The sequence below is a fragment of the Paenibacillus rubinfantis genome (assembly GCF_001486505.1).
Classification (GTDB): domain Bacteria; phylum Bacillota; class Bacilli; order Paenibacillales; family Paenibacillaceae; genus Fontibacillus; species Fontibacillus rubinfantis.
In genome coordinates this window covers 1044258-1066360 of the sequence record NZ_LN909065.1, presented here as the reverse complement: position 1 = coordinate 1066360, position 22103 = coordinate 1044258, and the positions used below count along the sequence as shown (strand labels likewise).

16 protein-coding genes and 1 pseudogene are annotated in these 22103 nt (G+C 56.7%); 15 read left to right on the top strand and 2 right to left on the bottom strand.

Features of this window, described 5'->3' with window-relative positions; all coding sequences use genetic code 11:
- Positions 1-3 precede the first annotated feature (3 nt).
- Positions 4-846 carry an AraC family transcriptional regulator gene (locus BN3277_RS16410; protein WP_059044389.1) on the bottom strand — a complete coding sequence of 281 codons (843 nt, stop codon included), beginning with the start codon at positions 844-846 and terminating at the stop codon, positions 4-6.
- A 207-nt stretch (positions 847-1053) separates the two neighbouring features.
- Here BN3277_RS16410 and BN3277_RS16400 point away from each other — a divergent pair, with 207 nt between their 5' ends.
- The 11 genes and pseudogenes from BN3277_RS16400 to BN3277_RS16350 all read left to right on the top strand — a co-directional run bounded on the left by BN3277_RS16400 (position 1054) and on the right by BN3277_RS16350 (position 14659).
- Complete coding sequence (locus BN3277_RS16400) at positions 1054-2844, top strand: L-fucose isomerase (RefSeq protein WP_059044385.1); 1791 nt, start codon at positions 1054-1056, stop codon at positions 2842-2844.
- Between the two features lie 39 nt (positions 2845-2883).
- Positions 2884-3543, top strand: a complete 660-nt coding sequence (locus BN3277_RS16395; protein WP_059044383.1) for a class II aldolase/adducin family protein — start codon at positions 2884-2886, stop codon at positions 3541-3543.
- 16 nt (positions 3544-3559) lie between these two features.
- The gene (locus BN3277_RS16390; RefSeq protein WP_059044381.1) at positions 3560-5095 is read left to right on the top strand and encodes a rhamnulokinase; all 1536 of its coding nucleotides are present in this window, start codon (positions 3560-3562) and stop codon (positions 5093-5095) included.
- Entirely contained in the window at positions 5089-5520 is a 432-nt protein-coding gene (fucU, locus tag BN3277_RS16385; protein WP_059044379.1) for an L-fucose mutarotase, read from the top strand. Before BN3277_RS16390 ends, fucU begins: the two co-directional genes overlap by 7 nt.
- Positions 5521-5658: 138 nt before the next feature.
- The gene (locus tag BN3277_RS16380; protein WP_059044376.1) at positions 5659-6387 is read left to right on the top strand and encodes an SDR family NAD(P)-dependent oxidoreductase; all 729 of its coding nucleotides are present in this window, start codon (positions 5659-5661) and stop codon (positions 6385-6387) included.
- A 62-nt stretch (positions 6388-6449) separates the two neighbouring features.
- Positions 6450-7427, top strand: coding sequence for an aldo/keto reductase (locus tag BN3277_RS16375; RefSeq protein ID WP_059044375.1), 978 nt, complete (start codon positions 6450-6452; stop codon positions 7425-7427).
- A gap of 21 nt (positions 7428-7448) precedes the next feature.
- On the top strand, positions 7449-8087 hold the full coding sequence (locus BN3277_RS16370; protein WP_059044373.1) for a ThuA domain-containing protein: 639 nt from the start codon (positions 7449-7451) through the stop codon (positions 8085-8087).
- A 1313-nt stretch (positions 8088-9400) separates the two neighbouring features.
- Positions 9401-11482, top strand: a complete 2082-nt coding sequence (locus BN3277_RS16365; protein ID WP_059044891.1) for a bifunctional rhamnulose-1-phosphate aldolase/short-chain dehydrogenase — start codon at positions 9401-9403, stop codon at positions 11480-11482.
- A 144-nt stretch (positions 11483-11626) separates the two neighbouring features.
- Entirely contained in the window at positions 11627-12355 is a 729-nt protein-coding gene (locus BN3277_RS16360) for a (Fe-S)-binding protein (RefSeq protein WP_059044888.1), read from the top strand.
- A pseudogene (locus BN3277_RS16355) lies at positions 12352-13872 on the top strand (LutB/LldF family L-lactate oxidation iron-sulfur protein); the annotation flags it as partial. The gene BN3277_RS16360 and the pseudogene BN3277_RS16355, both read left to right, overlap by 4 nt.
- Positions 13873-13927: 55 nt before the next feature.
- Positions 13928-14659, top strand: a complete 732-nt coding sequence (locus tag BN3277_RS16350) for a LutC/YkgG family protein (protein ID WP_059044886.1) — start codon at positions 13928-13930, stop codon at positions 14657-14659.
- A 23-nt stretch (positions 14660-14682) separates the two neighbouring features.
- On the opposite strand, the gene BN3277_RS16345 is transcribed toward BN3277_RS16350, so the two are convergent.
- The gene (locus BN3277_RS16345; RefSeq protein WP_059044371.1) at positions 14683-15438 is read right to left on the bottom strand and encodes a DeoR/GlpR family DNA-binding transcription regulator; all 756 of its coding nucleotides are present in this window, start codon (positions 15436-15438) and stop codon (positions 14683-14685) included.
- A gap of 255 nt (positions 15439-15693) precedes the next feature.
- Here BN3277_RS16345 and rhaB point away from each other — a divergent pair, with 255 nt between their 5' ends.
- The 4 genes from rhaB (at position 15694) to araA (ending at position 22067) form a co-directional block, all read left to right on the top strand.
- A complete protein-coding gene (rhaB, locus tag BN3277_RS16340; RefSeq protein WP_059044369.1) occupies positions 15694-17151 on the top strand; it encodes a rhamnulokinase in 1458 nt (485 codons plus the stop codon).
- Positions 17152-17215: 64 nt separating this feature from the next.
- Positions 17216-18472 (top strand): L-rhamnose isomerase, encoded by a 1257-nt coding sequence (rhaA, locus tag BN3277_RS16335; protein WP_059044368.1) that lies wholly within the window; start codon positions 17216-17218, stop codon positions 18470-18472.
- A gap of 57 nt (positions 18473-18529) precedes the next feature.
- Entirely contained in the window at positions 18530-19387 is an 858-nt protein-coding gene (rhaD, locus tag BN3277_RS16330; RefSeq protein WP_059044366.1) for a rhamnulose-1-phosphate aldolase, read from the top strand.
- Positions 19388-20579: 1192 nt separating this feature from the next.
- The gene (gene araA, locus BN3277_RS16325; RefSeq protein WP_059044364.1) at positions 20580-22067 is read left to right on the top strand and encodes an L-arabinose isomerase; all 1488 of its coding nucleotides are present in this window, start codon (positions 20580-20582) and stop codon (positions 22065-22067) included.
- The last annotated feature ends 36 nt before the right edge of the window (positions 22068-22103 follow it).

The following is a 22103-nucleotide window of genomic DNA, read 5'->3' as shown; positions in this document are numbered from 1 at the left end:
GCTTCATTTCGTTTCCCGGAAAGCGCTGGGCGACAGGCCGGTTATTTTTTTGAACAACATGGAGAAATATTTGTCATTTCCGTACCCCACCCGGGCGGCAACTTCATGAATCGGCGCGTTCGTTTCGCGGAGCAGGCGCTTGGCCTCTTCAATCCGGCGGTTGATCAAATAGTTGACGGGCGAATCCCCGAGTTCCTTTTTAAATAGATGGGATAAGTAGTGCTGACTGACGTAGAGGGTATCGGCGATTTCTTTGAGCGTGATGCTGCGGGTGTAGTTTTTATCGATAAACTGTTTGGTGCGAACGGTAATTTCATTTTTGTCCTTCAGCGGGTCAAACGGATGCTTGACGTCCACGATCCGGTACAGCAGTGTGATCAGCGACATCAGCAGGTTATTGCTGAGCGTCTCGTAGCCGAGCACCTGGGAATCGCATTCCTGGAGGATTTCCGACAGATAGCTCTCCACTTTGTAGGCGTATTTTTCGCAGGGGATCACCGGGTCGACGGAGGCCGGCAGAAGTTGCCCCGGCGGTACGCCGTCAACATGCACATTGCCTACGCCGCAGTAAATTAATTTGAACGGGTCTGAACTAACCGAACGTTCCTCGTGCGGGACGCCCGCATTATAAACGGCCACATCGCCGGGATGCACTTCATAGGTGGTGCCGCCGATGCGAAATTCCCCGCGGCCTTCGACGATATAGATGATTTCACAATAATCATGGATTTGCGGCGGCGCGTAAAACCGGCGTTCGTCCACGACCTGGCCGGCGTACAGCAGCTCGGGCGTCTTTTTGAAACGGAAGCGGTCGCTTTTGTGATGAGGAATTTCGATTTTCGGCACGATGGAGTACCTCCCGAACATTGGATACTCCCATTATAGCGGAAGCGAAGGCGGAGGGGAGGAATTTGCAGGAAAATTTAGCGGAGAAGAGGATGGTTCACTATTTTGCGATGTTGCGGTGGCAAGAGGGCAATATAGGAGGTTCTCGTACAGGCAAGGCAACTTTAGAATGGGACTATAATTCAATGTCCAAGGAGGCAATTGGCTATGGTTGAAAACGGTTACAGATGGCGGGACGGATTTCCGAAAATCGGCATTCGCCCGACGATCGACGGCAGAAGAAGAGGTGTACGCGAGTCCCTGGAGGAGCAGACGATGAACCTGGCCAAGGCGGTAGCCCGACTGTTGGAGGCGGAGCTCCGCTATCCGAACGGGCAGCCGGTGGAATGTGTGATCGCCGATACGTGTATCGGCGGCGTAGCGGAAGCTGCGGCTGCAGCGAAGAAGTTTAAGGCGGCCGAGGTGGGCGTATCGATCACCGTGACGCCGTGCTGGTGCTACGGCACCGAAACGATGGACACGGATCCGCAGATTCCGAAGGCGGTATGGGGCTTTAACGGCACCGGTCGTCCGGGTGCGGTGTATCTGGCGGCGGTGTTATCCGCACATGCGCAAAAAGGGCTGCCCGCATTTGGCATCTACGGCGAAGACGTGCAGGACGAAGGCGACGACCGGATTCCAGCCGACGTACAGGAGAAGCTGCTGCGGTTTGCCCGCGGCGGGCTGGCAGCGGCATTGATGCGCGACCGGGCGTATCTGTCGATGGGCTCGGTGTCGATGGGGATCGCCGGGTCGATGGTGAACGATACCTTTTTCCAGGAATACCTGGGGATGCGCAACGAGTACATCGATATGACCGAGTTCACGCGGCGGATGGAGGAAGGGATCTATGATCCCGAGGAATACGAAGCGGCATTGGCTTGGGTGAAAAAGAACTGCCAGGAAGGACCAGACAACAACCCGGCCCATCTGCAGACGTCGCGGGAGCGCAAGGACCAAGAGTGGGAGACAGTCGTGAAAATGACGCTGATTACGCGCGACTTGATGATCGGCAACCCGCGTCTTGCCGAGCTGGGGTATGAGGAAGAAGCGCAAGGCCATCACGCCATCGCTTCTGGTTTCCAAGGGCAACGTCAGTGGACGGATCATTTCCCGAACGGCGATTTCATGGAGACGTTACTCAACTCGTCGTTTGACTGGAACGGCACGCGCGCTCCGTACCTCGTGGCGACGGAGAACGACAGCTTAAACGGCGTGGGTATGCTGTTTGGGCATTTGCTGACGAATACGGCGCAGATTTTTGCCGATGTGCGGACGTACTGGAGCCCGGCCTCCGTGGAGCGGGTGACCGGCCATAAGCTGGAAGGCCGCGCGGCTGGTGGCATCCTGCACCTGATCAACTCCGGTTCGGCGGCGCTTGACGGAACCGGCGAGCAAATGAAAGACGGCGCCCCCGTCATCAAGCCGTTCTGGGAGATCCGCGAGGAGGAAGTGGATCGCATGCTTCAAGCGACACAATTCCGTCCGGCCTCACTGGAGTATTTCCGCGGCGGCGGATTTTCCACCGACTATTTGACCCGCGGCGGCATGCCGATGACGATGACCCGGTTGAACCTGGTCAAAGGATTAGGTCCGGTGCTGCAAATCGCCGAAGGGTATTCGGTGGACCTACCGCAGCACGTGCATGACACGCTCGACAAACGGACCGACCCGACGTGGCCGTCGACCTGGTTTGCACCAAACTTGACCGGCAGCGGCGCGTTCGCCAGCGTCTATGACGTGATGGACCACTGGGGTGCGAATCATGGGGTGATCAGCTACGGCCATATCGGCGCCGACCTGATCACGCTGGCGTCGATCCTGCGCATTCCGGTCAGCATGCACAACGTGCCGAAGGAGAAGGTGTTCCGTCCGCGGGCCTGGGGCCTGTTTGGCACCGAAGATGCGGAGAGCGCCGACTTCCGGGCTTGCACTACGTTTGGGCCGCTGTACAAGTAATCCGTCATTGTGATTCAAGCCAAAAAGGAGCTAAACGAGATGCAAAACATGGAAACACGTCAAGAGTTGTGCAAATATGCCCGCAAAATCGTGGACAGCGGGTTGGTCGTTGGGCCGGGCGGCAACATCAGCGCTCGGGCCGGCGACAAGATGTATCTGTCGCCCAGCGGCTTCGCGCTCGAGGAGATCGAGCCGGAGCAATGGATCGAGGTGGATATTCCGACGGGAGAGGTGACCGATATCGGCCTGCGCCCGTCGTCCGAGGTGCTGATGCATTTATACGGCTACCGCCAAAAGCCGGATATGGGAGCGATGGTACATACGCACCCGTCCCATTGCATCGCTTTTACGCTGATCGAACGGGACCTGCCGATCATGTTCCCGGATCAAGCCGCTTTGGTCGGACGGACGGCGTTTATCCCGTATCTGATCCCAACCACGGATCTGCTGGCAAACGCAGTCGCCGAGAAGGTGAACGAGGCGAGCTCGATCCTGCTGGGGAACCATGGACTGGTGACGACGGGCCGCAATTTGCGGGAGGCTTATTACCGGACCCAGGTCGTGGAGGAGAGCGCGAAAATCTACTTAAGCGCGAAGGCGGCGGGAACGCCGATCCCGTTGACCGATCAAGAGGTCGCGGACATCGCTGCGCTCGAAAGCGAAGACTACCGGATCACGCTGCTGCAAAAAATGAAGTGATGGGACGGTGAAGGTCATGTCATCGGAACAACAACGTTTTCCTTGCGTGCTTGCATTTGATCTGGGTGCCAGCAGCGGCCGTGCGTTCGTCGGCGAAATCATCTCCGAGCACCCGGGTGACGCTTCTAGCGTTCGGAAACTAAAAATCACCGAGGTGCATCGTTTCGCTAACGTGCCGGTCCAAATCGGCGGCCACCTGCATTGGGATACGCCGATGCTGCTGCGGGAGATCAAGGCCGGCATCCGCAAAGCGTTCCAGGCCGGGTATCGGCCGGAGAGCTGCGCTATCGACACCTGGGGCGTCGATTTTGGCCTGTTGGATCGAAACGGTGAGTTGCTCGGCATCCCATACCATTATCGGGATCGTCAAACCGAAGGGTTGGTTGAGGAAGTTTCGGCTCAGATTGGCGCGGAGCGATTGTTCCGCGAGAGCGGGCTGCAGTTTATGCCTTTTAACACGCTATATCAGCTGTATGCCCTGAAAAAAGCCGGTTCCCCCAAGCTCGACCTGGCCGAAACGCTGCTGTTGACGCCGGATCTGCTGAGCTTTTTCCTGACCGGTCAGCGGGTCTGTGAATTTACGATGGCGACCACAACGGGGCTGTACGACCCGGGGAGGGGCACATGGAACAGCGCGTTGATGGAGGAGCTTGGCATCCCCAGCGAGATCTTCCCCGATCCGGTGCCCCCGGGTACCGTCATCGGCGAATTAACGGCGGAGGTCTGCGCCGAGCTTGGCGTGCCGCCGATCCGAATCATCGCCGCTGCCTCGCACGACACGGAATCCGCTGCCGCGGCCGTTCCGGCGGATTCACCAGCGTTCGCCTACCTCGTGAGCGGCACCTGGTCGCTGCTGGGGACGCAAATGGCGAAGCCGCTGTTGACACCGGCGGTACTGGAGCGCCAGTTCTCCAACGAGGGCGGCGTGGACGGCACCTACCATTTGCTCAAAAACATCATGGGCCTGTGGATCCTCCAGGAATGTAAACGCAAATGGGAGCAGGACGGCGAAGCTTATTCCTTCGCCGAGCTCGTGCAATTGGCGGAACAGGCGAAGCCGCTGTACACCTTGATTGATCCGGATGATTTGCGGTTTATGAATCCGGCCGACATGCCGGAGGAGATCCGGGCTTATTGCCGGGAAACGAGCCAGCCCGTACCGGATTCGCCCGGCGCGTTCACCCGCTGCATCCTTGAAAGCTTGGCGCTCCGCTATCAGCAGGTGCTGGAGCAGGCTGAAGAGCTGATCGGCTCGCGGTTTGCCGGGCTGCATATGGTTGGCGGCGGCATTCAGAACGAGCTGCTCTGCCGCTTGACGGCGGAGGCGATCGGTCGCCCGGTCTGGGCGGGGCCGGTGGAAGCCAGCACGATCGGCAACCTGCTAGTCCAACTGCGAGCTGGCGGCTGGCTTACGGATCTGCAGGAAGGCCTCGACCTGGTGAAAGCCTCGTTCCCAATTCAGGTTTACGAGCCGGAGTCAGAAGAGCGCCGGGCAGCTTGGACCGAGGCCTACGCACGATTCGAACGACTCGGGAGGTCGATGAAATGTTAAAAGGCATATCCAGCCTGCTATCGCCGGAGCTGCTGAAAATTTTGATGGAGATGGGGCACTCGGACGAGATCGTGCTCGCTGACGGCAATTTTCCGGCTGCAAGCCACGCTCAGCGGTTGATCCGTTCCGACGGCCACGGCATCCCCGAGCTGCTGGAAGCGATCCTTCCGCTGTTTCCGCTGGACGTATACGTGGACCGGCCGGTTGCTCTGATGGCGGTAACGCCCGGCGATCCGGTCGAAACGCCGATCTGGGACGAGTACCGCAGCATCGTCAGCCGCCATCATATCGCGGATCAGCCGTTTGAGGAGGTTGAGCGGTTTGCTTTTTACGAGCGGGCCAAACAGGCGTATGCGATCGTCTCGACCGGAGAAAAAGCGTTGTACGCCAACGTCATCCTGAAAAAAGGCGTAGTTACATCATAAAATAAGGGGAACGAAGCAAAGGGGGACTGCCGAAGGGCAGTCCCCTTTTATCGCTGGGAAAAAGCGTTTACAATAAAAGAGACCGCAGCCTGGGCAGGAGGATGTACAGGTAGGCTTCGGAGGAGAGGAGTGACGGCAATGAGCTATACGGCATTGGTGACCGGTGCCGATCACGGCATCGGATTTGAACTGGTGCGAAGGCTGTTGGAGGAGGGCCACTGGGTGTTTGCCGGGAGATTTAACCCGGAGGAACAGGGGCTGGCGGAGCTGGCTTCCGAGTTTGGGGAGCAGTTGATCCTCCTAGATCTGGATGTGGGCAACGATGCCAGCGTGCAGGCGGCAGCCGCCAAGGTGCGGGAGCATACGGATTCGCTGGATCTGTTGATCAATAATGCGGCGATTCTAGGCGATATTGAAACGACGGTGCTCGGCGAGCTGGATTTTGATGAAATGCTGCAGGTGTTTAACGTTAATGCTCTTGGAAGCCTGCGGGTAACAAATGCGTTAATCGAGCTGATTCTGAACAGTCCGTCGCGCACGATCGCCAACATCTCCTCGGAAGCGGGCAGCATCGGGCAGTGCTACAGAGACAGCTGGTTCGCCTATACGATGTCGAAAGCGGCGGTGAATATGCATTCGAACGTCGTACATAAGGGCGTAAAAGCACGTGGCGGCCAAGTGCTGGTGCTGCATCCGGGTTGGGTGCAGACGTTTATGCGCGGGGAGAAGGATTCCGCCGCGACCCTCACACCGGAGCAGTCGGCCGGCAAATTGTGGGGGTTGATCCGTGAGGCGATGGAACGTCGAGGCGAACCGGCGGAAGCGCCGGTATTCCTTGATGTGGAGGGCCATGTCTTACCGTGGTAGAAAAGCTGGAAGAGTTCGAGATGTAGAAGCAGCATACCAATCGAAAACGGAGGAATCGATAAATGGAATATACGTATTTGGGACGTTCCGGGTTAAAAGTGAGCAAGCTTTGCCTAGGCACAATGAACTTTGGTGTAAATACCGACGAGCAGGAAGCGTTCCGGATTATGGACGCAGCATTGGATGCGGGCGTGAACTTTTTTGATACGGCTAATATTTACGGATGGGGCAAAAACGCCGGGAAAACTGAGGAGATCATCGGACGCTGGTTCGCGCAAGGTGGAGGACGGCGTGAGAAAGTAGTACTGGCGACCAAAGTTCATGGCGATATGAGCGATCCGTTGGACGGACCTAACAGCCCAGCTGGGTTGTCCTCGTACAAAATCCGCCGGCATCTGGAAGGCTCGCTGCGCCGGCTGCAAACCGATCACATCGAGCTGTATCAAATGCACCATATCGACCGCAACGTATCTTGGGATGAATTGTGGGAGGCTTTCCATGTTTCCATTACGCAAGGAAAAATCGGGTATGTCGGCTCAAGTAACTTTGCGGGTTGGGACTTGGTGAAGGCGCAATATGAGGCGAAAAACCGTCATATGCTGGGTCTTGTCTCGGAGCAGCATAAATATAGCTTGCTCTGCCGTTTACCGGAGCTGGAAGTACTGCCTGCGGCCGAGCATTTGGGGATCGGCGTCGTTGCCTGGAGCCCGCTCGAAGGCGGATTGCTCGGCGGTAACGCGGCGAAGAAACAAGCGGGTTCGCGTACGGCGAATGACAATCGTTATGAGCAGTTCCGTCCGCAGCTGGAGGCGTTTTCGGCGCTCTGCCAGGAACTGGGCGAAAGCGAAGCCAACGTGGCCTTGGCTTGGACGCTGGTCCATCCGGCGATGACCGCGCCAATTATCGGACCGCGTACGCTGGAGCAATTCCAGGATACGCTCCGGGTGGTCGACATCAAGCTGGAGGATGCCGTGCTGAAGCGGCTGGATGAAATCTTCCCGGGCCCAGGCGGCTCGGCACCGCAAGCCTACGCTTGGTAAAAGGGAGGGGAGAGAACGGACATGAGCAACTCACGCAAAAACGCATGGGTAATCGGAAATAACGCAGACGCGCCTTACCATCCGCTAAGTGCGGTACAGGAGGAACTGGAGCAAATCCTGCAGGATGATTTCGAACTCAGCTCTAGCCTCGATTACGATGGGCTAGCCGGTGGAAATCTGGAGAAATACGATCTTTGCATCTCCTACACGGATCGTTGGGAGGACGCGGTTAACGCGGAGCAGGCAGCGGGGCTGCTCACCTACGTGGCCAATGGGGGCGGGTTGCTGGTCGTGCACACCGGCATCTCCTTGCAGGTCCGACCGGAGCTGGCCCAGTTGATCGGCGCCAAGTTTACGGAGCATCCGCCCTATACGAAGCTTGAGTTTCAGGTGGTGGCAGGCGCGGAACATCCGGTCGTGGAAGGGATCGAACCGTTTACCCTGGCGGAGGAACCTTACCGCTTTGAGTTCGATCCGTTTTGCGCCAAAGAGGTGCTGCTCACGTACCGCCACGAGGGCCAGGATTGGCCGGCGGCTTGGGCGCATGCCTACGGACTCGGCAAGGTGGTATTCCTGATGCCGGGTCATCATCTGCCTTCGTTTCAGCACCCCGAGGTAGCGAAGCTGTTGCGTCGCGGGGCGAAATGGGCGGCTAGATAAATTGAAATGAAATTGAAGAAGAACTGATCCTTGAGTAACAGGCAACTAGCTGGGTTGCTAAGGGGATCAGTTCTTTTTTTGTTGGGAGGAAGTTAGGGGGGAGAGGGAGTGGGAGGTATCTGTGGCCGGCCCTTTTGACGATTATCCCGTTCGATCAGGATGAGGAGAAGTTGAAATAAAAAGTCAAAGTAACATAGAAAGTATAAAGAAGTAAGGGGCGATCTTGTAACTGGGATAGCATGGCCTTGGGGCGGTGCGGCATAGGGCATTGGAGTAGTGTTGGATGGAGTGGTTTGGAGTAACTGGTGTCGAGTTGTGTGAAGTGTGGGATTGGAGTAGTCGGTGGCATGTTGTGTTAAGTGGTGAGATTGGAGTAACCGGTGTCGCAATAGTGTTGAGTGGCGGGATTGAGTAACGGTGTCGCCTGTGTTGAGGGGCAGGATCGGAGTAGCCGATGGCGTGTTGTATTAAGTGTGGGATTGGAGTAACGGTGTAGCAGTGTGTTGAGTGGCAGGATTAAGTAACTGGTGTTGTGTTGTGTTAAATGTGGGCTTGGAGTAACTGGATGAGCATGGTACCAGGGATAGTGGGGTGACGACGAGCTATTGGCTGGATGGGGAGCGTGGAGACAAATTTGATGGATTAGGGCGAAAATAAGTGGACATGCGTGGGGGGGCGTCAACCTAGCATGCTAGAGGTAACCCTAACGGACCTCAGAGACCTTATTTGCTCCTTTCGCAGCATTTCCCAACTGTAACGGACCTGAGAGACCTTATTCGGCCCTTTTCGCATTATTTTCGCTACTTTTATCCGAAATAAGGTCTTCTGGTTCCGTTAGAAAACGGGACATCGCCAAATAGGACAAATAGCGGCTCTGAGTTCCGTTAGGATGCTTGGTGGAGAAAGTGTCCACCTGTGATGCGTGGCGAGAAGTTGGAGGAGTCGCCGTACTGAGTAAAGTGCATAAAGCGAGGAACGGCATTACTGAGTAAAGTGCATAATGCGAGGAACAGCCCTACTGAGTAAAGTGCATAAAGCGAGGAACGGCATTGCTGAGTAAAGTACATAATGCGAGGAACGGCTTTGCTGAGTAAAGTACATGATGCGAGAAACAGTTCTACTGAGTAATGTACATAATCCGAGAAACTACCTTTCCTGAGTGAAGTACATACCTCGAGGAGCAGCCCTCCTGCTCACCAACTCGAACGGATTAAATATTTTTGAAAGCGCTATACCCAAAACAAACCAAATCGTTTAAAATTAAAACAAACAAAAATAAAGAAAAAACCAAACAATCAAAAATGGAGGTAATTATGGTACAGAACTTATGGGACTCATCCAAAGGATCGATTTTAGGCTCAGGATTGGAGCAGCTGGTCTACCGTTCGAATCTGCTTGGCGCTGATCGGCGGGTATGTAACTGGGGAGGCGGCAACACGTCGAGCAAGACGATCGAGAAGGACTTTCGCGGTAGAGATGTAGAGGTGATGTGGGTGAAGGGCAGCGGCTCGGATCTCGCGACCATGAAGGCTGGCAACTTTACAGGATTACGTATGGACGACATTCGGCCGTTGTTTGAGCGGGAGGAAATGCCGGATGAAGAGATGGTGGCTTATCTCGCAAACTGCATGATTGATGCCAAACATCCGCGGGCTTCGATCGAAACGCTGCTGCATGCGTTTTTGCCGTTTAAGCATGTGGATCATACGCATCCGGACGCGATCATTAGCTTATGCTGCGCTGACAACGGCCAAGGCATTGCCCGGGAAATCTACGGCAACCGCTTTGTATGGGTTCCTTATATCCGCCCAGGGTTCACCTTGTCCAAAATGATCGCCGAAGGCGTGCGGGCCAACCCTAATGCGGAGCTGGTGTTGATGGAGAAGCACGGGCTAGTGACCTGGGGCGACACGCAGGAGGAATGCTACGCTAAAACGATCGCGATTATTAATGAAGCGGAAGCGTATATTGAAGCAAAAAGCGGCGCTCAAGCCGCAGAAGGCCGCGTGTTTGGCGGGCAGGCCGCCGAGCCGTTGGAAGCGGGGCAACGCCGGGCGATTGCCGCTGAGGTGATGCCGCTGGTCCGGGGGCTGGCAAGCGGCGAAAAGCCGGTCATCGTAACGTTTGATGACGAGGCGGACGTACTGGAATTTACCGGCAGCCGGGATGCGGGCGAGCTGTCACAGGTTGGCGCGGCATGTCCCGATCACTTGGTGCACACCAAGGTCGTGCCACTGTTCATCGACTGGAAGCCGGATGCCGCCGATCTCAGCGGGCTCAAGGAGAAGCTAGCGGCGGGAATCGCCGACTACAAAGCGCGTTACCAAGCTTATTTCGAGCGCAATAAGCAGGCGAATGACGTGATGTTCGACGCCGCGCCGCGCGTCATCCTGATTCCGGGTGTCGGCATGCTCAACACCGGCAAAAGCTGGGTCAACTCCAAGCTCAGCGGGGCGTTGTATCATCGAGCTATCGCGGTGATGAAGGGTGCGACTGCACTCGGCAGATTCGTATCGCTTAGCGAAAACGAGTCCTACAATGTGGAATACTGGCCGCTGGAGCTGTACAAATTGTCGTTGGCCCCGGCGGAAGCGGAGTTTTCCCGTAAGGTTGCGTTGATTACCGGCGGCGCGGGCGGCATCGGCAGCGAAACGGCGCGGCGATTGGCCGGAGAAGGGGCGCATGTCGTGCTGGCAGATCTGAACCTCGAAGGCGCACAAAAGGTAGCTGCCGAGATCAATGCCCAATACGGCGAGAACCGGGCGCTTGCGGTGAAGATGGATGTCACGCAGGAGGAGCAGATTGCCGCGGCTTACGCCGAAACCGCTTTAACCTACGGCGGCGTCGACATTATTGTCAACAACGCCGGCCTAGCCACATCCAGCCCGTTCACGGAAACGTCGCTGAAGGAATGGAATCTGAATATGTCCGTGCTTGGAACCGGGTATTTCCTCGTTGCCCGGGAAGCGTTCAAGCTCATGAAGGAACAAGGGCTTGGCGGCAGCATGGTGTTCATCGGCTCAAAAAACTCAGTGTACGCCGGCAAAAACGTCACCGCCTACAGCTCCGCCAAAGCGCTGGAAGCTCATTTGGCGCGTTGTATTGCGGCGGAAGGCGGGGAGCTGGGCATTCGGGTAAATACGATTTTGCCGGATGCGATTCTGCAAGGTTCGGCGATTTGGAATTCCAACTGGCGAAATGAGCGAGCGGCCGCTTACGGGATTGAGCCGGACCAGCTGGAGGAGTATTACCGCAAGCGTACGACGCTGCTGGTGAACATTTATCCGAAGGATATCGCCGAGGGGGTCGCGTTCTTTGCATCGTCCAAGGCGGCAAAAACAACCGGCTGCATGCTGACGATCGACGGCGGCGTGCCGGCGGCTTTTGTAAGATAAGGCGGAGTTTGACTGAGGGAGAAGGATAGAAGAAAGTCGATCAAAATCAGAGGAGGTGCGAGGATGGAGCGGAGGAATCAAGCGGACACGATAACGGCAACGGTGACGTCGATGGCAGGGGCAGCGGACACAGCTAAGACCAACATCAAAGTATCGATGTTTGCCACCTGTATCGGCGATGCCTTATACCCGCGCATCGGGGAAGCGATGGCCCGGTTGCTGGCGCGGTTGGGGGTTAGTCTGGAATTTCCGCCAGGGCAAACCTGCTGCGGCCAGCCGGCGTTCAATAGCGGGTATTGGGAGGAAGCGCGACGATCGGCGTCCACGTTGCTGGAGGCTTTTGCTGACAGTGATTTTGTGATTGGACCTTCGGGCTCGTGTATCGGGATGATCCATCACTATCCAAAGCTGTTTGAGCACGATCCGGTTCGGCTCAAGATGGCCGAGGAGCTGAAAGCGAAGTCGTATGAATTTACCCAGTTCCTCGTTCAGGTGCTGGGCGTAACCGATCTGGGGGCGTCTTTTCCGCATAAGGTGACGTATCATCCGTCCTGTCATGGCAGCCGCTTGCTTGGGATTAAGGAGGAGCCGATGGCGCTGCTTCAAAACGTAAAAGGCATGGAACTCATCCCGCTTCCATTCGCGGAGGATTGCTGCGGTTTTGGCGGGACGTTTGCGGTGAAAATGGCCGATATTTCCGGGGCGATGGTGACGGAAAAAGCCGATCACGTGCTGGAGACATCCGCCGAGGTGTTGACCGGACTGGACATGGCCTGCCTAATGAACATCGCCGGCCAACTGCGGCACCGCCAGCAATCAGTCCGCGTCATGCATCTAGCGGAGTTGCTGGATGAGGGGGTGAGCGGGACATGAGCAGCGTGAAAGAGCGGGCGGATCTGGCGCTGAACAACGACTTTTTGCGCAAAGCGGTACGCTTTACGACCGAGCGTTTGCGCGACGGAAAACGGAAAGCCGCCGATGACCATGGGAACTGGGAGGAATGGCGGGAACGCGGGCGGCAAATTCGCCTGCATACGATCGCGCATCTCGATTATTACTTACATCGGTTCGCCGAGCAGGCGCGGGCGAATGGGGCGCATGTTCATTTTGCCTCGACCGGCGAAGAGGCGGTGCGGATCGCTTTGGAGATTGCCGCCCGCAAGCAAGCGCGCTCCGTCGTGAAGTCGAAATCGATGGTCAGCGAGGAGCTGCACGTCAATCGGGCGCTGGAGGAAGCGGGTGTGGAGACGGTCGAAACCGATCTGGGCGAGTATATCATTCAGCTTGCCGGGGAAGCTCCTTCGCATATCATCATTCCGGCAATTCACAAAAACCGTTACCAGATCGCCGAGCTGCTGTCCCGCGAGGCAGGGGAAGAGCTGCCGCCGGAGACGAGCGTGCTGGCGGGCTTCGTACGTCGGAAGCTGCGGGCCAAGTTTCTGGAGGCAGACATCGGCATGACCGGCTGCAACTTCGCGATCGCCGAGACCGGTTCGATCGTGCTGTTCGAGAACGAAGGCAATGCTCGGATGGTGTCCACGGTACCGAAAACACAAATTACGTTTATGGGCATGGAGCGCATCATCCCCTCCTGGAGCGATCTGGAGGTCATGGCGACGCTGTTGCCGCGCTCGGCGACCGGTCAGAAGCTGACGGTTTATATGTCCGGCATCACCGGTCCGCGTCGCTCCGCGGATGGAGACGGTCCGGAGGAGATGCATATTATTATCCTCGATAACGGCCGCTCCGAGCAGTTGGGCGATCCAGAGTTCCAGGAGCTGCTGAACTGCATCCGCTGCGGCGCTTGCCTGAATGCGTGCCCGGTATACCGCCATATTGGAGGCCATGCCTACGGCGGAACGTACAGCGGCCCAATCGGGGCGGTGCTGACGCCAGCGCTGAACAAGAACGTAGCGGAATGGGACGATATCGCTTCGGCCTCCAGCTTGTGCGGTGCCTGTTATGAAGCGTGTCCGGTCAAAATTCCGCTGCACGACATGCTAGTCTATCTGCGTCGGCGTAAGGTCGAGCAAGGCTATGGCAACAAGCTGGAGACAGCGGGGATGAAGGGCTTCGCCGCGGTGACGGCGAACTCCAAACGATTCCACCAGGTGCTGAAGGCAGGGAGGGTGTTGCAGCGTTTGGTCGTTCGCAACGGCGAAATCCCGGCGCAAATCGGCCCGCTGAAAGGCTGGAACCGCTACCGGGTTGCGCCAAGCCTGGCAAACCAGCCGTTCCGCGAACGCTGGGATTCGCTTCAACATGAGCTGCGGGCGTCCGTCGAGCAAACCGGGACCGGAGCAGTCGCGCAGGAGCGGATGAGGGAGGCGCTGCTCCAGCGTGCGGCGGCGAGACCCGAAGGCAATGGAGTCCCTGGGCGAACGCATGAAGTTTCCGGAGACCAAGACGGAAATGCGACAGTACGGAAAGAAGGTCAAACCTATGATGGATAACGAATATTATGAATGGCTGAAAACGAAGGAAGCGGAAGCACGGCAAAAGCAGGAGCAGTTTATGGACCGGATCGCCGGAAAGCTGAAGCGGCCGAGACAGCGGGAGGCTCCGGCTCATCCTTTCCGGGGAGCGCCGGCGTACTGGAGAGAGCTGGATTGGAGTCTGGAGGAGCGTTTGGCTCGCTTTGAGGAGAACTTTACGGCGGCGGGGGGGCATGTCGTCCGGCTGGCCAACTTCGAAGCCGCCAAGGCGTATATTGCCGCTATGGCGCAGACGCTGGGGGCCCGTTACATTTTGCGCCAGGACGATCCGTTGCTAGCGGAGCTGGGTGTTGATGAGGTGCTTACCGCTGAAGGGGCTCGGGTGTCCGTATGGAACGGGCATCGTTCCGAGGCATGGATCACCCGGGCGGCGGAGGCGGACTTCGGCATCGTGGCGGCGGACTACGCCGTTGCCTACACCGGTTCGCTGGTCGTTCGGTCCGCCCCGGAGAAGGGGCGCTCAGTCAGCTTGCTGCCGACGGCGCTGTTTGCCATCGTCCCCGTGGATCGGCTTAAAACCCGCTTGGGAGAGGTGCTGGAGACGTTTGATAAGGCCGGGCGGGAAGCGCTTCCTGCCGGCATCCATTTTATCTCCGGCCCCAGCCGTTCGGCGGATATTGAAAACGATCTCACGATTGGCGTGCATGGGCCGGGCGTTGTTTTTGCCCTGCTGGTTGGTTGAGGCCCGGGAGATAAGAACCGGCGCTAATACAGGACTTCGATGTTCTTGTCGTGGAGCAGCTCGAGCCAAGCGTCGGAAGGACGCTGGTCTGTTATGAGGTAATCGATCTGCTCCCAGTCGGCCAGCTTGACGAAAGCATTCTTATCAAACTTCGTATGGTCGGCCAGCAAAATCACTTTGTCGGCATGGCGGAGCATATGCTTCTTCAGCTCGCATTCCGGCTCGTTGGAATCGGAGATGCCTTTGTCCGGCGACATGCCTTTGCAGCTGATGATCGCGGTGTCGACGTTGTATTTCTGCACCGTCTCCTGGGCGGCGGGGCCAACCAGCGATAGGGAACGGGCGCGCAGCGAACCGCCGGTCGAGATAATGTTCAGGTTCGAGCCGGCGAATTCATGCAGCACGCTAACGGAGTTGGTGATGACGGTGAGGTTGTTTTTGGAATGCAGGGTCCTCAAAAATTCAAAGCAGGTTGAACTTGGATCGATCATCAAGGTGTCACCGTCGTTCACCAGGTCGATAGCCTTCAGCGCGATGTCCCGCTTGATCTCTACATTTAGCGTGTTCCGAGTCGTATATGGCAAATCTTCGTTGGTGTGTCGGTTGAGCATCGCACCGCCGTAGGAGCGGGTTGCGATGCCTTCTTTCTCGAGCTTTTCCAGGTCGCGGCGGATCGTCTCCTCCGTCACTTCGAACATCCGGCTAAGCTCGGATACCAGGACACGCTTGTCCTGATGAAGCAAATCAATGATTTTTTGTTTGCGTTCTGCCGCCAGCATGGCGTTCACCTCGGGATCCGTTCGTAATATCAAGACGCCAGGGTCTTGGTTCCTTCCCATCATAGCGAGAAAAAGGGGCGCTTGGCAACCAATTTGAGGAATCTGACGGCGGTGGGGAATGGTGTTTTTTCACGGAATAGACAAAAACAGAAGTAAAACAACATATAACATCTTTGTTTGTGTTGACTATCAAAGAAAACGGACATAGGATAGAAGTAAGAACAGGCAGCATTTCAGAGCGAGGAGCGCGGAGCGATGAGAGATTACGTTGCCGTTGATATCGGCGCCTCCAGCGGGAGGCTAGTCAGGGGAACGCTGCAGGACGGACGGTTGGCGCTGCAGGAAATCCACCGGTTTGAGAACGGGTTTTCCGAGCGGGACGGGCATTGTTATTGGGATATCGACCATTTGTACCGGGAGATCCTCCGCGGCCTGCAGCAGGCCAAAAAGCTGGGCATCGAGCGCTGCACGCTAGGCATCGATACCTGGGCGGTTGATTATGCTCTGCTGGATGAGAAAGGGGAGCGGATCGGCGAAGTTTACGCCTATCGCGATTCCCGCACACTTGAGGCGGTTCCTCAGGTGCACGCGGCCTATCCGTTTGCGCGGATCTACGAGATAACCGGCATTCAGCATTTGACTTTTAATACCCTCTATCAATTGTACGCGCACGATCCAAAGGAATTGGCAGCGGCCAAGGAAGTCCTGCTCGTGCCGGATTATCTATATTATTTGTTGTCGGGGCGGAAGATGAACGAGCTGACAAATGCCTCAACTACCGCCTTGTTGAACTTGCAAACCCGCGATTACGACCCGGATTTGCTGGGGCTGCTGGGGTTGTCCCGGTCGAAGTTTCCGGCTCTGACGGAGCCCGGAACGCGGCTGGGTTCGATCAAGCCGGAGCTGGTCCGGGAATACGGGCTGCCCGAATGCGAGTTGATTGTGACGGCGACGCACGATACGGCTTCCGCCGTGCTGGGCGTTCCGGCCAGCGGCGCTTCGTGGGCGTATCTCAGCAGCGGGACTTGGTCGCTGATCGGCCTGGAGCGGCAGACGCCGCTGGCGACGCCGGAAGCGATGGAACGCAACTATACGAATGAATGGGGCGCGTATGGCACGTACCGGTTTTTGAAAAACATCATGGGCATGTGGCTGATCCAGGAGGTCCGCAAGGATTATGGAAAACAGCACAGTTATGCGGAACTGGTGGAGCTGGCCGAGGCTGTGCCACCGTTCCGATCCTTGATGAATTGTAACGATGACCGGTTCTTGAATCCCGTGCAGATGACCGAAGAGATTCGTCGGTTTTGTGTGGAGACGGGCCAACCCGTTCCGGATACGCCGGGCGCGGTGGCGCGGTGCATTTTTGACAGCTTGGCTTTATCTTATGACGTGTACCTGCAGGAGCTTGAACGGCTGACCGGCCAAAAGCCGGAGACACTGCATATCGTCGGCGGCGGAGCCAACAACGGGCTGCTGTGCCAATGGACGGCGGACGTGGCGGGGATTTCGGTCGAAGCCGGGCCAACGGAGTCTACGGCGCTGGGGAATTTGTTGGTGCAGATGATCAGCAGCGGCGCGATTCGCGATATCGGCGAAGGGCGGGAGCTGATTCGGCGGTCTTTTTCGATCCGGACGTATGTTCCTCGGGGGACAAATGCCGACCAGATTGCAGAAGCGCGGAGACGGTTTGCGGATTTACTAGCCCGGTGACGGTTGGTTGGAGCATTAACCGATGAGATAGGTGATTTAAGTTATGCCATGAGGAGGAGCAAACATGGACAACGCAATTCAAACCAGCTATTACGAAGCGAAAAAGCTATATGAGCGCCATGGCGTTGACGTCGACGCCGCGCTGGCCTTGCTGGCTCAAATCAAAATCTCGCTGCATTGCTGGCAGGGGGATGATGTTAAGGGATTCCTGCGCAAGGAGCAGGAGCTTGGCGGCGGCCTGGCGGTAACCGGCAGTTATCCGGGACGGGCGCGGACGCCGGACGAACTGCGCCAAGATCTGGACCAGGCGCTTCGCCTGATTCCGGGTCAGCATAAAGTTAATCTTCACGCGATTTACGCTGATACGGACGAACCGGTTGAGCTGGACGCGCTGGAGCCGCGGCATTTTGCCGGTTGGGTGGATTGGGCGAAGGAGCGGGGGCTGGGGTTGGATTTTAACCCAACCTGTTTCTCACACGAGAAGGCCAACGACGGGTTTACGCTTAGCCATCCGGACCCGGAGATTCGTAAGTTCTGGATCGACCATTGTAAAGCGTCGCGCAAAATCGCCGAATCGTTTGGCCGGGAGCTCGGCCAGCCTTGCGTGACCAATGTCTGGATCCCGGACGGCTTCAAGGATTCGCCGGTGGATCGGCTGACGCCGCGGGCTCGTCTGATGGAGGCGCTGGATGAAGTTTTCGCTGAGCCGATCGACGAGAAGTACAACATCGATGCGGTGGAGAGCAAGCTGTTTGGCATCGGCTCGGAAAGTTACGTCGTGGGCTCGCATGAATTTTACATGGGTTATGCGTTATCGCGCGGCAAAGCGGTCTGCTTCGACGCCGGCCATTTCCATCCGACAGAGACGATCTCCAACAAGCTATCCTCTTGGCTGTTGTTTGGGCGCGAACTGCTCTTGCACGTTAGTCGTCCGGTGCGCTGGGACAGCGACCACGTCGTGACGATGGACGATGAGCTGTTGGAAATCGCCCGCGAGCTGGTTCGCGGCGAGCTGTTGGACCGCACGCATATCGGCCTCGATTTCTTCGACGGCAGCATCAATCACATTGCGGCTTGGGTCATCGGGACGCGCAACACGCAAAAAGCGCTGCTGCGGGCGCTGCTGGAGCCGGTCGACACGTTGAAGAAGCTGGAGCTGGACAGCGACTATACGTCGCGGCTGGCGCTGGTTGAAGAGCTTAAATCGTATCCGTATGGCGCGATTTGGGATTACTTCTGCGCTTCGCAAGGCGTGCCGGTGCGCGAAGCCTGGCTGGCGGACGTGAAAGACTACGAGTCGAATGTGCTATCGGCTCGGTAACTAGGGTGATTCGCTTTTTTTCACAATATAAGCTTGATTAAAGGAGAGGAACCTACTGTGAGTACGACGTTAACGGAAGTGGAGCAAGGCTGGCGGATCCCGGGACTGGAAGTCCCTTTTATCCGGGAGATGGCGGAAATCACGTACCATATGTGGCGGCTGGGCTGGGATGAGCGCAACGGGGGCAATATCAGCTATTTGCTGGATGAGGTGGAGGTAGAAAAATATTTAGGGAGCACCTCCCCTGCTGCGGGGCGCCGCAAGCTGCCGCTCGCTTTTCCGGTGAAGGAGCTGGCGGGACGTTATTTTATCGTGACGGGCTCGGGCAAGTATTTCAAAAACGTGATCTCCGATCCGGAAGCGAACCTAGGCGTGCTGCGGGTGGCTGAGAGCGGCGACCAAGTTGAAGTGTTGTGGGGATTGCGGGATGGGGCGGTACCTACAAGCGAGCTGCCAGCGCATTTTATGAGCCATATCGAGCGTTTGAAAGTGGACCCGGCGCACCGCATCATCATGCACTGCCACGCAACCCATGCGCTGGCGATGACGTTTGTCCATGAGCTGGACGAGAAAAAGCTGACGAAAACGCTGTGGGAAATGTGCACGGAATGTCTGGTGGTGTTCCCCGACGGCATCGGCATCGTGCCGTGGATGGTGCCCGGCAGCCCGGACATCGGGCGGGCGACCGCCGCAAAGATGCGCGAGCACCGCGTTGTCGTCTGGCCGCAGCACGGGATTTTTGGCACCGGCACAACGATGGACGAAGCGTTTGGCTTGATCGAGACGGTGGAAAAGGCGGCGCAAATCTACATGCTGCTCGGCGACCGCCCCGTGCTGCAAAAGATCACCGACGCCCAGCTGCGCGACCTGGCCGCCGCATTTGGCGTGACCCCGCAGCCGGGGGTTTTGGGCTAGGGTAGTATAGCGGAGAGGCTTGGGGCAGTGAGTGGAGAGCAAAAGGGATAGTGATGGAGAGATAGAATAGAGGAGAGCAAAAGTAGCTTCAAAAGTACAAAATCCGAAGAACAAAGAACAAAGTACAAAGTACAAAGAACAAAGAACAAAGAACAAAGAACAAAGAACAAAGAACAAAGAACAAAGTGCAAAGTACAAAGTACAAAGAACAAAGACAAAAGAACAATAATCCAGGACTAAAGTATATAGACATTAGTAATGTACAGGACAGATACGGACTCCGTGCACGGGGTCTGTTTTTTTTGCGTGAAAAGGCTGCTACTAGAGGAACTTTGGGAGCTAACGGACCCAGGGGGCGTTATTCGAGCTCAAATTGGCGGTATGTCCATCTAACGGACTCCAGTGCGCTTATTTCGCCAAAAACAAGCTGAAGACGTCTAATTAGGAGCAAATAAGGTCATCTGAGTCCGTTAGAACCTGGAGGAGGTGGAAATGGTCCAAATAAGGGCTCTCCAGTCCGTTAGAGCTGGGGGAGGTGGGAATGGACCCATTAAGGGCGCTCCAGTCCCTTAGAGCTGGGTGGGGCAGGGATTGCTGCGGGATGGTGGATGCATGCTGGATGTAGCAGTGTTGTGACGTGGATGGTGATGCTAGATATAGCAGTGATGCAGCGGGGATGGAGGAGGCTTTAACCGTGAAGAAGCTGCTGAGTTGCTACTAAAGGAACTTTGTTAGCTAACGGACCCAGAGGCGTTATTCGAGCTCAAATTGGCGGTATGTCCATCTAACGGACTCCAGTGCGCTTATTTCGCCAAAAACAAGCTGAAGACGTCTAATTAGGAGCAAATAAGGTCATCTGAGTCCGTTAGAACCTGGAGGAGGTGGAAATGGTCCAAATAAGGGCTCTCCAGTCCGTTAGAGCTGGGGGAGGTGGGAATGGACCCATTAAGGGCGCTCCAGTCCCTTAGAGCTGGGGAGACGGGAATGGACCCAATAAGGGCGCTCCAGTCCGTTAGTGGTGGATAGCGCAATGCGGGTATCAATTTTGTGAATGCTATTGTCATTTTGAGCAGGGGGAAGTACAATGAGGGTAAATCAACTTGTACGTACAATTAGCGACGAAATATCAAATTTAACGGTGTGGTATGTACAAGTTAGCGAGCAATCATCTTTTATTAGGAGGCGCTTTGGCATGAAATTGAAACCGCATTCTTTTTGGTTCGTGACCGGCAGCCAGCACTTGTACGGCCCCGAAACGTTAGAGGAGGTGGCTGACCATTCCCGCATCATCGCAGAACAACTGGATAAAGACCCGGCGATTGGATTCCCGGTCGTGTTCAAACCGATCGTCACGACGCCGGACGAGATCTACAAGCTGATCTTGGCCGCCAACGGCGACGAGTCTTGCGCGGGGATCATCACCTGGATGCACACGTTCTCGCCAGCCAAAATGTGGATCGCCGGCTTGTCCCAGCTGCAAAAGCCGTTGCTCCACTTTCATACGCAGTTTAACCGTGATATCCCATGGGAAACGATTGACATGGACTTCATGAACCTGAATCAATCCGCCCACGGCGATCGCGAGTATGGGCATATCGGTGCCCGGCTGGGCATTGCCCGCAAAATCGTGGTTGGGCACTGGGAGGACCAGGAGGTTCGTGCATCGCTGGCGGGTTGGATGCGCACGGCGGCCGCTTATGCTGAGAGCCGGCAGTTGAAGGTGGCGCGCTTTGGCGATAACATGCGCGAGGTGGCGGTGACGGATGGCGATAAGATCGAAGCGCAAATCAAGTTTGGCTGGTCGGTGAACGGGTATGGCGTTGGCGATCTGGTGCAGGTGTTAAATGAAGTCACCGATGCGGAAGCCGAAGCGCTGCTAAAAGAGTACGCCGAGCAGTACGCGATTACGCAAGCGGGCTTAAGCAGCGGACCCGTTCGCGACTCCATCGCTTATCAGGCGAAGCTCGAAATCGCCATGAAGCGGTTCCTGGAGCAAGGCGGCTTTGGTGCGTTTACGACAACGTTTGAGGACCTGCATGGGCTCAAGCAGCTTCCCGGTCTGGCCGTGCAGCGGCTAATGGAAGCCGGGTATGGCTTCGGCGGCGAAGGCGATTGGAAAACCGCAGCCCTAACGCGAGTGCTGAAGGTGCTGGCGAACAACCAAAGCACTTCGTTTATGGAGGATTACACGTATCATTTTGAACCGGGCAACCATATGATTCTTGGCGCGCACATGCTGGAGGTGTGCCCGACGATTGCGGCAACGAAACCGATGATCGAGGTGCATCCGCTGGGCATCGGCGGGAAAGCCGACCCTGCTCGGATCGTATTCGACGGCCAGGCTGGTCCGGCGGTGAACGCTTCGCTCGTGGATATGGGCCATCGCTTCCGGCTCCTGGTTAACGTGGTGGACGGCGTGAAGGTGGAGAAGCCGATGCCAAAGCTGCCGGTGGCCCGTGTGTTGTGGAAGCCGCAGCCTTCGCTGCGCGAATCGGCGGAAGCGTGGATTTTGGCCGGCGGGGCGCATCATACGGTGCTGTCTTACGCGATTACAGCCGAGAACCTGTCCGACTGGGCGGAAATGGCCGGCATCGAAGCGGTGATCATCGACAAGGATACCTCGGTACCGCGCTTTAAGAACGAGTTGCGATGGAGCGATGCGGCATACCGGCTGCGTTAATCGCAGTGGTAGTGACGCGAGTCGCAGCAGCTGTGT

Coding starts and splice junctions, on each gene's coding strand:
- BN3277_RS16345 (WP_059044371.1), bottom strand. CDS start 15,438: ATGCTGGCGGCAGAACGCAAACAAAAAATCATTGATTTGCTTCATCAG.
- fucU (WP_059044379.1), top strand. CDS start 5,089: ATGTTAAAAGGCATATCCAGCCTGCTATCGCCGGAGCTGCTGAAAATT.
- rhaA (WP_059044368.1), top strand. CDS start 17,216: ATGGACAACGCAATTCAAACCAGCTATTACGAAGCGAAAAAGCTATAT.
- BN3277_RS16380 (WP_059044376.1), top strand. CDS start 5,659: ATGAGCTATACGGCATTGGTGACCGGTGCCGATCACGGCATCGGATTT.
- BN3277_RS16350 (WP_059044886.1), top strand. CDS start 13,928: ATGGATAACGAATATTATGAATGGCTGAAAACGAAGGAAGCGGAAGCA.
- BN3277_RS16365 (WP_059044891.1), top strand. CDS start 9,401: ATGGTACAGAACTTATGGGACTCATCCAAAGGATCGATTTTAGGCTCA.
- BN3277_RS16370 (WP_059044373.1), top strand. CDS start 7,449: ATGAGCAACTCACGCAAAAACGCATGGGTAATCGGAAATAACGCAGAC.
- BN3277_RS16390 (WP_059044381.1), top strand. CDS start 3,560: ATGTCATCGGAACAACAACGTTTTCCTTGCGTGCTTGCATTTGATCTG.
- BN3277_RS16375 (WP_059044375.1), top strand. CDS start 6,450: ATGGAATATACGTATTTGGGACGTTCCGGGTTAAAAGTGAGCAAGCTT.
- BN3277_RS16395 (WP_059044383.1), top strand. CDS start 2,884: ATGCAAAACATGGAAACACGTCAAGAGTTGTGCAAATATGCCCGCAAA.
- rhaB (WP_059044369.1), top strand. CDS start 15,694: ATGAGAGATTACGTTGCCGTTGATATCGGCGCCTCCAGCGGGAGGCTA.
- BN3277_RS16400 (WP_059044385.1), top strand. CDS start 1,054: ATGGTTGAAAACGGTTACAGATGGCGGGACGGATTTCCGAAAATCGGC.
- araA (WP_059044364.1), top strand. CDS start 20,580: ATGAAATTGAAACCGCATTCTTTTTGGTTCGTGACCGGCAGCCAGCAC.